10 protein-coding genes are annotated in these 12798 nt (G+C 49.5%); 2 read left to right on the top strand and 8 right to left on the bottom strand.

Annotation, left to right across the window (positions count from 1 at the left end):
- The first annotated feature begins 183 nt into the window (after positions 1 to 183).
- Complete coding sequence (locus tag BLV22_RS05625; protein ID WP_176967668.1) at positions 184 to 825, top strand: HAD family hydrolase; 642 nt, start codon at positions 184 to 186, stop codon at positions 823 to 825.
- 39 nt (positions 826 to 864) lie between these two features.
- Here the strand turns inward: BLV22_RS05625 and BLV22_RS05630 are convergent, their stop codons facing one another.
- Positions 865 to 1485, bottom strand: a complete 621-nt coding sequence (locus tag BLV22_RS05630) for an HD domain-containing protein (RefSeq protein WP_091612410.1) — start codon at positions 1483 to 1485, stop codon at positions 865 to 867.
- A 158-nt stretch (positions 1486 to 1643) separates the two neighbouring features.
- Between BLV22_RS05630 and BLV22_RS05635 the strand changes: the two genes are divergently transcribed.
- Positions 1644 to 4877: a DEAD/DEAH box helicase gene (locus BLV22_RS05635; protein ID WP_091612413.1), complete on the top strand. Its 3234-nt coding sequence runs from the start codon at positions 1644 to 1646 to the stop codon at positions 4875 to 4877.
- Between the two features lie 210 nt (positions 4878 to 5087).
- On the opposite strand, the gene BLV22_RS05640 is transcribed toward BLV22_RS05635, so the two are convergent.
- From BLV22_RS05640 to BLV22_RS05670, 7 genes are all read right to left on the bottom strand, one after another.
- Positions 5088 to 6233 carry a mannitol-1-phosphate 5-dehydrogenase gene (locus BLV22_RS05640; RefSeq protein WP_091612415.1) on the bottom strand — a complete coding sequence of 382 codons (1146 nt, stop codon included), beginning with the start codon at positions 6231 to 6233 and terminating at the stop codon, positions 5088 to 5090.
- Complete coding sequence (locus BLV22_RS05645) at positions 6230 to 6670, bottom strand: PTS mannitol transporter subunit IIA (RefSeq protein ID WP_091612417.1); 441 nt, start codon at positions 6668 to 6670, stop codon at positions 6230 to 6232. Before BLV22_RS05645 ends, BLV22_RS05640 begins: the two co-directional genes overlap by 4 nt.
- Positions 6671 to 6689: 19 nt before the next feature.
- Positions 6690 to 8780, bottom strand: a complete 2091-nt coding sequence (locus BLV22_RS05650) for a BglG family transcription antiterminator (RefSeq protein ID WP_091612419.1) — start codon at positions 8778 to 8780, stop codon at positions 6690 to 6692.
- A 12-nt stretch (positions 8781 to 8792) separates the two neighbouring features.
- On the bottom strand, positions 8793 to 10574 hold the full coding sequence (locus BLV22_RS05655; protein WP_091612426.1) for a PTS mannitol transporter subunit IIBC: 1782 nt from the start codon (positions 10572 to 10574) through the stop codon (positions 8793 to 8795).
- 270 nt (positions 10575 to 10844) lie between these two features.
- Positions 10845 to 11831: an aldo/keto reductase gene (locus BLV22_RS05660; protein ID WP_091612429.1), complete on the bottom strand. Its 987-nt coding sequence runs from the start codon at positions 11829 to 11831 to the stop codon at positions 10845 to 10847.
- A gap of 60 nt (positions 11832 to 11891) precedes the next feature.
- The gene (locus BLV22_RS05665; protein ID WP_091612431.1) at positions 11892 to 12242 is read right to left on the bottom strand and encodes an avidin-fold protein; all 351 of its coding nucleotides are present in this window, start codon (positions 12240 to 12242) and stop codon (positions 11892 to 11894) included.
- A 13-nt stretch (positions 12243 to 12255) separates the two neighbouring features.
- Positions 12256 to 12711, bottom strand: a complete 456-nt coding sequence (locus tag BLV22_RS05670; RefSeq protein WP_022792564.1) for a hypothetical protein — start codon at positions 12709 to 12711, stop codon at positions 12256 to 12258.
- Positions 12712 to 12798 lie beyond the last annotated feature (87 nt).

The following is a 12798-nucleotide window of genomic DNA, read 5'->3' on the forward strand; positions in this document are numbered from 1 at the left end:
TTTCATCTGTATGAAAACCAACGTCACGAACCATCAAAGTGTAGCATATCACATCAATTTTTCAATAGATTACATGAAAGTTTTTTATGTAAACGCTCTCTCACACCGGGCTTTTTTCCGTTGATTGAAAACCGGAAAACTCGGGAAAACCAAGTAGCGAGATATCTATTAGGAGGAGTCAATATGTACGGCACTTTTGTTTTTGATGTAGATGGAACGCTTATTAATACTGAGGACGCTATTATTAAATCACTGAGGCGTGCTGTGGAGGAAACCACGGGAGAAGTTATTGAGAACGAAAATCTGCGCCCGCTTCTGGGCTTGCCCGAGGCGGACGTCTTAAACCGGCTGGGGCTGCAGGATGACGAACGCCGCACGGTACAGGAAAAGTGGAGTATGTACCTTGAAGACAACCGGTTTTTGATTGATACGTTCCCCGGCATTCAGGAGCTGCTCGAAGGACTGAACATTCAAGGCTACCAGGTGGGAATCGTCACTTCTAAAACACGCGAGGCTTTTGACCATGAAATGAAACCTTTCGGACTGCAGCAGTTTGCTTCTTACATTATCAGCGCCGACGACACTACCCATCATAAGCCTTCTCCGGAGCCACTCCGTGCATTTATGGAAACAAGCGGAGCAGAGGCCTCCAACACTATCTATATTGGCGACACGCAGCATGACAGTGAAAGTGCCGAAAAAGCGGGCACTGCTTTTGGTTTAGCCGGCTGGGGCGCAGTTCACCCGGAAAACACGTCGCCGACGCTTCGTTTTGAACGCCCCGAAGAAATTTTGGAATATGTCACAAACGCCCCTTCATCCTAATTAAAAAAGGGCTGTCCGTAAAACCGGCCAGCCCCATTTTTATGCCTTTCTTTCCCATTCGCTGTAAAATTCCTCCAGGTAACTGACCATAAAACGCTGGCGCTTTGTAGCAATTTCGAGACCTGTTTTTGTGTTCATCATGCCCTTAAGCTTCAGCAGTTTATCAAAGAAGTGCTGAATCGCGCTGTTTCGCTCATTCCGGTATTCCGGACGCGGATCATGAAGCGGCTGATGAATGTGTCCTGTAAATGCAAAAGTCCGGGCAATACCGATGGCTCCCAGCGCATCAAGACGGTCTGCGTCCTGCACCACTTTTCCTTCCAGGGTCTCTGGTGCCCGGTCTTTATGATGCCGGAAGGATATCGAGGAAACGATATGCATAATATGATGCTTTAATTCTTCATCGGCTTCATTTTGCTCAAGCCAGCGCATGATTTTTTCTTCTCCGTCTTCGCCTTCTTCGAGAAGCTTTTCATCCCCTATGTCATGAAGCCAGGCTGCCAGGATACATATATCAGGGTCGGCCCCTTCTTTTTCAGCGATGTCCCCTGCAAGCGCTGCCACCCGCTCAGTGTGCCAATAGTCATGTGCGGGATCTGTATGGGCAAAAAACGCCCACGCCTCCTGTTTCGCTTCATGAATCAGCTGCCTGATATCCATAAGAACCTCTCCTTCCGACTATCTCTTTCTTTATATTATACCTGCTGCAGGCGTCATTGTATGTACTTTTTCCCTTTTTCAGGTAGTAATATGCTAAAATACGGGCAAGGAAAAACGTACGGAAGATAGAATTTCCAGCGTTGCAAGGAGGATGAAGATTGGCTTTATTTGCCCCGGACGCTATACGCCAGATGACAGATGAAACTACATACTTAGAAGGAAAGCGCCTGTATGATTTATATAAAATTGCCCACATGACAGAAGAAACCCTGATGCAGACCAGGCAGGTTGAAGCAGTAGTAAAGGACACTCCTTTTCCGGAGGACGTTTTTATTGCTGTTGACGGGAGTCATACCATTCAGGAAATGTACTGTTCCTGCGACCGTTTTTATCATTCTTCGTCTGCCCCCTGCCGCCATCTCATTGCCCTGCTGCTCGAAGCACCTGCCTTCACCGGTCCGCCGGCTTCGCCCGGCTCCGCTGCGCCAGCCGTCAACGACGCAGTGAAAGACCAGTTCCTGGAATACTTTTCGCCCTTTCAGTCACGGGTTGAGGATGTAGGTACGCAGATACATGCTGACTTTTTAATCTCTTTTCCTGTCGATAACCGCAGGCCCGACGTTTTATTTCCAGTCGTCCAGGTGAAAATCGGGGAAAATAAGCGATACACTGTGAAAAACATTTATCAGTTTATTGAAGCAATGAAAAACGATGCTCCCTTCCGTCTGGCTCCTTCTTTAACATTTGATCCTGTTTCCCACTATTTTTCGGAAGAAGATCTTCATGTCCTTCAGCTGCTTGCTTCTGTGCTTCGGGACTCGGAATGGGGGCCTTCCTTTCAGGAGCAGTGGATAGCAAGAAGCGGAGCGAAAAAGGAAATCGCGATACCACCTTATGCGGTCGAAAAGCTTTTCGGCCTGCTCGACGTCTGCTCAAATGCCTATATAACAGATACATACGGAGAAAGACCCTGGAACGTAACAGAAAATTGGCCGTATTCGTTTTTTCTAAGTTATGAAAAAGAATTGGATGCGCTGATTTTTTCCACTCCGCAACAGGAAACGCCGTTTTTTATCAGCGACAGCAAATACTGTCTGTGGGACGGACAGCTGTACTGCCCGGACAAGGAACTGGCGCGAACCGCAGCCGCCGCCCAGCGAATGCTCATGCAGGCAGAAGGACAGCGCCTCATTTTTTCCCGCCAGGAATTTCTCGATACCTTTTTACGCTGGGGCGCTCCGTTAATGAACCATCGCTGCCTGGACATGGATGAGAAGCTGCAGGAAAATCTCCACACAGAGCCGCTGCAGACAGCCCTCTATCTTTCAAAAGGTCCCGGGGGAAAAATTACCGGAGAATTAATCTACCGTTACGGATTTAAAGAGTACAGTGCATGCCGGACAGATACCGTCCCATCTTTCGAAGATGCTTATTTTATGCCCCGGGACCGGCAGCAGGAACAACTGCAGTTCCAACGGCTGCAGCAGAAAGGGTTCCTTCAGGAAAATGACCGGTTTGTCCTCTCTTCCCCTAAAAACATTATTAGCTTTTTATCGAAGGAGCTGGCAGCTCTGCGGCCGTATATGGATATTTTCATGAGTGAAGAAATTGAAAACATGCTTATCCCCGGGGACAGCCTGTCGTTATTTTCCGACATTCATGCCGATGAGGGATGGATGGAACTGTCGCTTACCTCGTCTGTAACAGACGCTTTAGAAACACCCGGGGTCTGGAAGGCGCTCCAGGAAGGACAGGAGTTCTATAAAACAGATGACGACCGGTACCTTCCTCTCGATGATGAACTGCTGCAGCGCCTCGCCCACGCCCTACAGCAAATGCCGAAACCGGCTCAGTCCGCAGAAGGCGATTCAGTGCGCTATCCGGCCCATCAGGCGTTCAATCTGGATAAACACCTCTCCGGCAACCGCCGCTGGCAGACGACCCTTGATGTCGATGACATGCTTGAAAACATCCGGCGTGCTGCTGAAAACCATACAGTACTTGCCGAGCCATGCGGTGTAGATCTTCGGACGTATCAGCGTGAAGGAATTCAGTGGATGAAGCAGCTAGCTACCTACCGCTTTGGCGGTATTCTGGCAGACGATATGGGGCTTGGAAAAACGCTGCAGGCGCTGGGCTTTATTGCGACAGAATGCCAAGAGAATCCCGGAGAGGAACCGTTTGTTATCGTCGCTCCCTCCTCACTTCTTTATAACTGGAAAAAAGAAACCGAGCGCTTTTTTCCCTCTTTAAGAGTGACCGTCGTGTCTGGCAGCAAAAAAGAACGGGAGCAGCAGATTCAGCAGCAGAGCGATATTTTTATTACCTCCTATCCTTTGATCCGCCGGGACGTTGAATGGTACGGAGAAACATTTTTCCGCGGCATTCTGCTCGACGAGGCCCAGGCGGTCAAAAATGCCGGGTCTAAAACGGCAAAAGCCGTGAAGCAGCTCCGGAGTAAATACTGCTTTGCCCTGAGCGGGACCCCGGTGGAAAACAGGCTTGACGAGTTGCGGTCGATATTCAGCGTCGTGATGCCGGGGCTGTTTCCAAACAAAAAGCTGTTTTCTTCCTGGAGTCCCGAAGAGGTGAGAGACAGAGCCTCTCCCTTTATTATGCGCCGCACGAAAAAAGAAGTTCTTCAGGAGCTCCCTGAAAAGGTTGAAACGACCACTTACTGTGATCTGTTAACGAATCAGGCGGACATATACAAAAAAACGCTGGAGAACGTGCAGCAGGAAGCGGGCGCTCTTCTTGAAGAAGGAGCAGACGCCAACCGGATGCATCTTCTTTCCCTTTTGACCCGTCTGCGGCAGATCTGCTGCCATCCCTCGCTCGTAGAGCCCGAATATCAAAGCTCCTCCGGAAAGCTTGAAGAACTCGTGCGTATTCTTCATGAAGGTGCAGCAGGCGGCCAGCGGATCCTTATTTTTTCCCAGTTCACCTCTATGCTTGCTCTTATCAAAAGCCGTCTGACAGAAGAAGGCATCGATTACTATTATCTTGATGGGAGCACTCCGGGAGAAGAACGGGTACGCCTTGCTGAAACCTTCAACGAAGAAGAAGGCCCGGACGTCTTCTTGATTTCATTGCGTGCCGGCGGCACCGGCCTCAACCTTACCGGGGCAGACACCGTAGTTTTGTATGACCTGTGGTGGAATCCGGCGGTGGAAATGCAGGCAGCTGACCGTGCCCACCGTCTCGGCCAGACTAAGACAGTTCAGGTAATCCGTCTGATCACTCATGAAACCATCGAAGAAAAAATCCAGCACATGCAGGAGGAAAAACGCCACCTGTATGACCAGGTCATCACCGACGAACAGACCAGCCTGAACACGCTAAGCGAAAACGACATCCGCCTGCTGTTAACCGGAAAAGCGCAGGAAACCTGACCAACGGCACGAGATCTGGAGGAGGTTTGCCCAAAGGGGCTCTTTCCCGTTGGCAAAGCTTTGAAGAGCACGATGCCGTTGGTTTCCGGAACTGGACAAGGAAAAGCGCAGGAAACCTGACCAACGGCGCGAGATCTGGAAAAGATTTGCCCCATATAAATTAAAGAAGCAGAAGCGCCCATTTGGACGCTTCTGCTTCTTTAGTTATTGTTATTGCTCCGGAAGATATCCGGCAACCAATTCAATCAGCGGGTGATGAACAGGAAGCTCAGCGTAATGGCTCAAAGCCCCTTTGTATCCTTCCCGGTCAATCGTGTTCTGAAGCTCTACGGCTTCCCCGTCCTCGGTTACATTAAACTGAAGAGCGGCGGCGATAACAAAAGCCAGTGCCTCCGGGCGCTCCCCGGCTTCCTGCAGTTCCACCGCAGGACGGACTAAACGATCCTTCGGACCGAGCTTTCGGATTGGCCCGCGGCCCACCCGGGTCACCGGATCAGAAAGATATTCGTTTGAAAACCGTCCTTTGATTTTTGCCTGGTATTCGTTCTGCTCTTTTTCCCCGAACCCGTGCTTAATTTGAAGCAGACGGCCAGTTTCCCGAATCGCCGCTTCAAAGGCACCCGACACCTCCGGGTGATCCATCGCTTCTTTCGTCGTCTCACACCCGTATAGAAAACCGACATAAGCAAGGGCTGCATGGCCGGTATTTACCGTGAACAGCTTCCGCTCAATATAAGGGGTCAGGTCGTCCACGTACGTCACAGCCGGGATATCCGGCGTTTTCCCCTTCAGCGAAGGGGCTTCCACCGCCCATTCCAAAAATGGCTCGACGACTACCTTAAGTCCCTGGCCCTCAGGCTGGTTTGGGACAATGCGGTCTACTGCAGCATTGGCGAATCCGGCAAAATTGGAGGCTTCCGATTTTTCATTCTCCGTCAGCTGCTCCCAGACATATTTCTTTAATTCTGCCGTCCCGGCTACCATATTCTCGCAGGCGATAATATTGACCGGGCTCGCGTTGCCTTCAGCGACTTTTTGTTTTAATGCTTTTGCAATAACGGGAGCTACATGCTTTAATACTGCCGGTCCGACAGCCGTTGTAATCAAATCAGCTTCAGCCAGCTTTTGTACAAGAGCTTCTTCCTCTTTCGCACTGTGAAAGGCCTTCACCCCTGAAATTGTCTGCGCAGAAGCTCCGTCTTCGGCGAGCTCTACCACATATTCACCTTTCTCCTTCAGCTGATCGATCAGAGTATCATTTACATCAGCAAAATACAGCTCGTACCCGGCATCAGACAGCACCTGCCCGATAAAGCCACGGCCGATGTTACCAGCGCCTATCTGTACCGCTATCATGAGAGTTCAACCTCTCCGATCACTTCGAGCAGCTCTTCTTTGGATGAAGCCTGAACCATTTTTTCAATGTTATCTTCATCGGAACATACAATCGCAATCTTCGATAAAATGTTCAGGTGTTCATCGCCTTTGCCGGCAATACCAATCAGAATTCTTACATTGTTGCCATCAAAGTCCACCCCGTCCGGCACCTGAACCACTGACAAACCGGAATGGTCCACCCATTCACGCGAATCTTCCGTACCGTGCGGAATCGCAACGCCGTTCCCCATGAAAGTCGATGTTACTTTTTCGCGCTCGAGCATGCTGTCAATATAGTTTTGCTGCACGTAGCCATTGTCGACAAGAACGCCTCCTGCTTCCCGGATGGCTTCCTCTTTTCCTCCGAGCGATACATTCATTTTTACGTTTTCCTTTTGCAGTACTGGTTTAGTCATATGATTTCTCTCCTTCTCCTTAATTTATTTTCCGTTTCAACCATTCCCGAAAAACTTCATCAATATGCTTTTGAATGTCATTTTCTTCCCCACTCCTGAGGACATCCAGCCGCTCGGGATTCATCAGCATCTCTTCACTGATGGTACTCATCAGCTCAAACACTTCTTTTCGTTCCTGTTCCGGTGCAAGCATGAGCAAAATACGGTCAACGTCTGTTGTACTCCCGTCCATGGCTGTCAGTGCCTGTGGTGCTTCGAGCTCCCACAGCGTCAGGGACGGTTCATTCACCAGAGCGCTCCGTGTATGAAATAACGCTACATTGGCGCCAGGGATCGCAAATCCCTTTGCCTGCTTTTCCCAGATTTCTTTTGCGACACTTCCGGCATCCTGAACGATATTTTCTTTCTTTATCTCGTCCATGATCCAGTGAACTGCCTGTTCCGCGTTCTGTCCGCCCGCCACTTTTCTCATATAAAAGCGGTGATACATCTGTACGGTTAAATCTACGCAAAGCTGTATTTCATATAAATTGAGCGGCGTTTCATGCGCTTCCTTCCGCTTCACCGACACCCCGGCTCTGCTCTGCTGACGGTAGATCGAGTCCGCTGCCCGAAGGACTGCTTTCGTATCTTCTTCGTTTAAAAAAGGATGAACAACTAAATGCGGAAGCGGCTGAGGATCCAGGGGAATCGTAGAGATAATCAAATCATAGCCGTCCATATTCATTTCTTCGAGATCGAGAAGACTCACATTTTCGAGATCTCCGAGCACAGGAACTTCTTTTCGCAGCCGGCTTTCAAGCAGCTTCGAGGAGCCTATGCCGCTCGAGCATACGACAAGCGCATGCAGGGGAGCGGCAGCTTCTTCACGCTCTATTGCTGTTCCGAAATGAAGGACCAGAAAACCAACCTCTGCATCCGGAAGATAACTTTCCGTAAATACGGCGTCCGTTGCCTGACGAAGCTTTGTAAACAAATCAGCATAATTTTCTTTAATAGATTCCATCAGCGGATTATGGATTCTCATATTTTCACTAAGCCGGTACAGTGCCGGCTCGAGATGGGCGACCAGCCCTTCATACAAAGAATGATTCTTCCCAAGCGGTTCTCCCATTAATTTCTCCATCTCATGAATCAGTGCTTTTGCTTTTAAGGCCACTGGGAGGTGATCCACCTCCAGCTGATTTTCCACCGGCGTCCGAAGCTTTGCTCCCCGCAGGTGCATTGTAATGTAGCCAATTTCCGCTTCAGGAATGGACAGTTCAAGCACACGCTCAAGCTTTCGAATGATGGCCTCCGCAATCGCAAACTCTTTTGTGTCCCGCAGGTTATCCATGTAGTCCGCATTAATATCAATGCTCTCTCCTACAGAGATGCGCTCAATCGCCAGGGTTAGATGGACAATCAGCCCGATGTAAGCACTGTCGGCAAAATTCTGCGGAAGCTGATCCTGCATGTTCGACAGCACCTGCTCCACCGTAGACCAGTGGTTTTCTCCAACCATATCAAGCAGGCGTTCAGCTACACGACCCTGTTCGGTCTGCACATTTCGCTCGTAAATGTGGTGGCGGATCGAGCTGAGCAGTTCCTTTTCTTCCACATTCTCTGCAATCAGACTGCTCATCGCCCGGCGTTTAGCTGTTTCCGCTCCCTGCACTTCCACCCCGTAGCCCCTGCGTCTCACAAGCGTGAGTGAAAATAGCTCAAGCCAGTCTTTGAGTTTATCCAAATCCTGGCTGATCGTTGCTATAGTTACTTTTAATTCTGCACCAAGCGCCGTTAATTTCACGGGCCCGTCTGATTCAAGAATGAGACAGATCAGCAGGGTACGGCGTTCATCCGGCGTATATTCAACAACAGCAGGACGCTGGAGGCGGAGTTTGATTTCTTCGATATCTTCTTCCGCCCCCTTAAGCCGCACACCACTTCCTGTCCGTCTTTCGAGTTCAACCTGTTCGCCGGCAAGCCAGTCTGCCAGCTTATCAAGGTCCCGATGGATGGTCCGGGAGCTTACATTAATTTCTTCAGCTATTTCAGCCACTGGCTTTAGTTCCTGATGATGCAGAAGATGCAACAGTAGTTCCCGTTCCCGGCCTGTGAGGTATTCCATCGGTTTCCCCCCTTATTCTCTTGTTTTCAGATCCTCAACCACTTCGTCATACTTGTCGCTTCCGAGGAAGTTTTCCACCGAAACATGTTCCGCGTCCGGCCGTTTCTGCCGCGCCCGTTCGGTTAAATCCTTGTGCGTAATGATCAGGTCAGCGTCGTCCGGAATGTTCGAGATCGATGTGTTCGATACACTGATATCGAGTCCGGCCTTTTTCACTTTGTCCTTCATGACCGACGCTCCCATGGCGCTTGAGCCCATACCGGCGTCACAGGCAAAGATGATTTTGTTAACCGGCGCCTTTGCTGCTGCCGCTGTTTCAGCTGAAGAGCCTTCTTCCACGCCTTTTTTCTGCTTCAGATCTTTAACCACCTCATCATACTTATCGCTTCCGAGGAAGTTTTCCACCGAAACATGTTCCGCGTCCGGCCGTTTCTGCCGTGCCCGTTCGGTTAAATCCTTGTGCGTAATGATCAGGTCAGCGTCGTCCGGAATGTTCGAGATCGACGTGTTCGTCACGCTGATATCAAGCCCGGCCTTTTTCACTTTGTCCTTCATGACCGAGGCTCCCATGGCACTCGATCCCATACCGGCGTCGCAGGCAAAGACAATTTTGTTAACTTCTTTATCCAAATAAGCACCGGTGCCTGCTTCAGCTGCACCTGCATTGGAATGAAGCGCAGACGCTGCAGAGCTTTTCTTGCCTTTCATGCTTTCCATCTTCGCTGTGGATTCTTCAAGAGTTTCTCCTTCATTGGAGCTGAACTTCAAAATCATGGAAGCGATAATGAATGATACGGCGGCTGAAAGCACTACGCCCAGTAAGACTCCAAAGAAATCTCCGGGGGCTGCAAGGCCAAGTACCGGGAAAATACTACCTGGTGACGGAACGCTTGTAAGGCCAACGTTGAACAGGGAGAACGTGAATACCCCGGTCATGCCGCCTGCGATAGCTGCAAGAATAGTGAGCGGCTTCGACAATACGTACGGGAAGTAAATTTCATGAATACCGCCCAGGAATTGAATAACCATAGCACCCGGAGCGGAAGCTTTCGAAATGCCTGTACCAAATATTGCAAATGCAAGCAGAATTCCTACACCGGGACCTGGGTTTGGCTCAAGCAGATACAGAATTGATTTTCCGGCGGAAGCCACCTGTTCTGCTGCAATAGGACTCAGAACCCCGTGGTTAATAGCGTTGTTTAAAAACAGCACCTTCGCCGGTTCAATAATAATACTCGTTAACGGCAGCAGGCCTGAGTTGACCAAAAAGTCTACCGCTCCGCTTAAAACATTCGTTAACCATTCCACAATCGGCCCAATGGCAAGAAGGCCGAAGATAGCCAGGAAGAAGCCGATAATCCCAGCAGAAAAGTTGTTTACAAGCATTTCAAAGCCCTGGCGGATCTTTCCTTCGACCAGCCTGTCGAATCCTTTAATGGCAATACCGCCAAGAGGACCCATCGCCATGGCTCCGAGGAACATCGGAATGTCGGCACCTGCAATAACACCGATGGTTGCCACCGCGCCAACGACCCCGCCGCGCACGTCATGAACAATTTTACCGCCTGTGTAACCAATCAAAAGCGGAAGCAGATAAATGATCATCGGGTCTACCAGTGCTGCCAAAGTTTCATTTGGCGCCCACCCCGATTCGATAAACAATGCCGTAATCAGTCCCCATGCAATAAAAGCACCGATATTCGGCATAATCATGCTGCTTAAAAAGCTGCCGAACTTTTGAATCCTTGAACGGATGCTTTTTTTCTGCGGTGCATTTTCTGTTGATGCACTCATTGTGTTTCCCCCTTTTTTTGGTCCAAATATATTGATGACAATAATGAAATAATTTCTCGATGAATTATGGACCGTTCCTTTTTTAGTATTCGCTTACATCTTTATTTTATGGGGATTTCTGCACGAACACAATTAAAGGAAAATACAAATACGACAGGAGCAATGTTGACACAATTAAACAAACTGGTTCTGTAACCATTCGCTGATCTTTCCCCGGACTCCTTTATTTCATAAAAAAATGCCACGCCCGGGCGCAGCATTTTTATTTTTTTATCTGGTCGGAGGAGCCATAAATTCAGGCCCTACCGGGTCTTTTACATGCTTATTTACAATTTCGTTCACGGCTTTTATATCTGTCTGGTCGAGCTGCCAGTTCATAATTTCTTCAATGCCGTTCATCTGGGCCGGACGGCGCCCTCCCCAGAGGGCTGTACTTGTGCCAGGCTGGTCCAGCACCCAGCGGACAGCCAGATGGATCACTCGCTTGTCATATTTATTCCGCACGTATTGATCGAGTTCATTTACCGCCGCAATATACTGCGGAAAACGATCCTCCTGAAACTTCGGATCCCCGTTGCGGAGATCGTCACCTTCAAATGTGGTGTTTTCCGTCATTTTACCGCTTAACAGCCCGCGGCACAGTGAACCATACAGCAGTGTGGAAACGTTCTGCTTTTCGGCATAGGGCAGAATATTTTCTTCGATGCCCCGTTCGAAAATATTATACGGCGGCTGAATAACATGAACCGGTGCTGTGCTTTGAAACGTTTCAATCTGTTCGACCGTGAAATTACTGACCGCTATCGCGCGGATTTTTCCCGCATCGAGGATTTCTTTCATCGCTCCAGCCGTTTCAGCCATATCTGCTTTAGGATCCGGCCAGTGCACATGATAAATATCGATATGGTCTGTCTGCAGCCGCTGCAGGGAATCATCAATTTCCCGGCGGATCCGGGCAGCCGTGCCGTCCCGGAAGACACCGTCGTCGTTCCAATTCATGGCACACTTGCTGGACAGTACGACGTTTTGCCGTTTATTATCCTGTTTTAATGCCTTTCCGACGATTTTTTCTGATTCTCCGAACCCGTAAGCAGGAGCAGTATCCACAAGGGTGATGCCTTTATCAAGCGCTGCATGTATCGTTTCAATCGACTGCTTTTCATCCGTTCCGCCCCACTGCGTGCCGCCAATCGCCCACGTTCCGAGCCCTATCCGGGACGGACGCAGATTCGTGCCGGCAATTGAAGTATGTTCCATGTTGAAAGTCTCCTTTATATGATGCGTAGTCGAACATACTTTTCCTCCTATGCCAGCATTTTAAACCGTTTCGCTTTTTAACTCCTCTACGATAGATGTACCCTTTTCACTGCTTTCATCCTGCCATTGCCACTGTTCGTGCAGTCGGATCCTTCCGTCTTCCAGCACTTCCGGGACCGAGTAACATTTGCCGCCGCGGAGGCTCCAGTCCTCGTTTACGTGATTGTAGCGGAATTCCAGATCGCCATTGGCATACACTTTTCCAATTAGAACACCGGAAACGACTTCGCCTCCAGAATAACGGGCCTTAAGCACTGACCCGTCCTGCTCGTAATGAAAAACGGTCTGCCCTGATACCTCTCCGCCTGCGCTGTTCTCTATGCCTGCAAACTGTCTGCCGTGATAGTTCACTGCTTTTCCTCCTTCACTGCCCGAGCGAACGGGCTAACTGATTTGAAAACATGATGACCGCCAAAAAAAACGGGCCGGACCCTGCCATGATCCAGGCAATCGTCTGTGCCTGTACAAACTGGGAAATAAAAAATGACATGGAGGACGCCATCGTCACAACGACAAAAAAGCCGTCGAGCTGGTAGGCGTAAATAATCGATACGCCGTAAAAAATGCCAAGAAAACCGAAAAAAAACGTACCCAGAACTGGATACAGAATATGATACTGATACGGTTCCACGAGCTTAAGCAGCAGCACACCGACGATCGAACCAAGGTACGTGCATACTGCTAAAAGAAAGGCCAGATTGGGAAAAAGCTGCACCTCTCCCAGTATAATTGTATAAAATATGAATAACAGCAGGGTCACCGTACAGGCCGCTCCGCTGCCCTTTAGATACTCCCTCAGCATATCTGTCGATGTCTCCATGTAATCCTCTCCCTGCTTCTTCCTTCTTTTCACATTATATCAGACAAACCCGTCCCCTTGGCGTTTCTTTCTTTTTCCTATTATGCT

Source organism: Marinococcus luteus, assembly GCF_900106595.1.
Lineage (GTDB): Bacteria > Bacillota > Bacilli > Bacillales > Marinococcaceae > Marinococcus > Marinococcus luteus.

Coding starts and splice junctions, on each gene's coding strand:
- BLV22_RS05655 (WP_091612426.1), bottom strand. CDS start 10,574: ATGAGTGCATCAACAGAAAATGCACCGCAGAAAAAAAGCATCCGTTCA.
- BLV22_RS05640 (WP_091612415.1), bottom strand. CDS start 6,233: ATGATAGCGGTACAGATAGGCGCTGGTAACATCGGCCGTGGCTTTATC.
- BLV22_RS05670 (WP_022792564.1), bottom strand. CDS start 12,711: ATGGAGACATCGACAGATATGCTGAGGGAGTATCTAAAGGGCAGCGGA.
- BLV22_RS05625 (WP_176967668.1), top strand. CDS start 184: ATGTACGGCACTTTTGTTTTTGATGTAGATGGAACGCTTATTAATACT.
- BLV22_RS05660 (WP_091612429.1), bottom strand. CDS start 11,831: ATGGAACATACTTCAATTGCCGGCACGAATCTGCGTCCGTCCCGGATA.
- BLV22_RS05645 (WP_091612417.1), bottom strand. CDS start 6,670: ATGACTAAACCAGTACTGCAAAAGGAAAACGTAAAAATGAATGTATCG.
- BLV22_RS05650 (WP_091612419.1), bottom strand. CDS start 8,780: ATGGAATACCTCACAGGCCGGGAACGGGAACTACTGTTGCATCTTCTG.
- BLV22_RS05630 (WP_091612410.1), bottom strand. CDS start 1,485: ATGGATATCAGGCAGCTGATTCATGAAGCGAAACAGGAGGCGTGGGCG.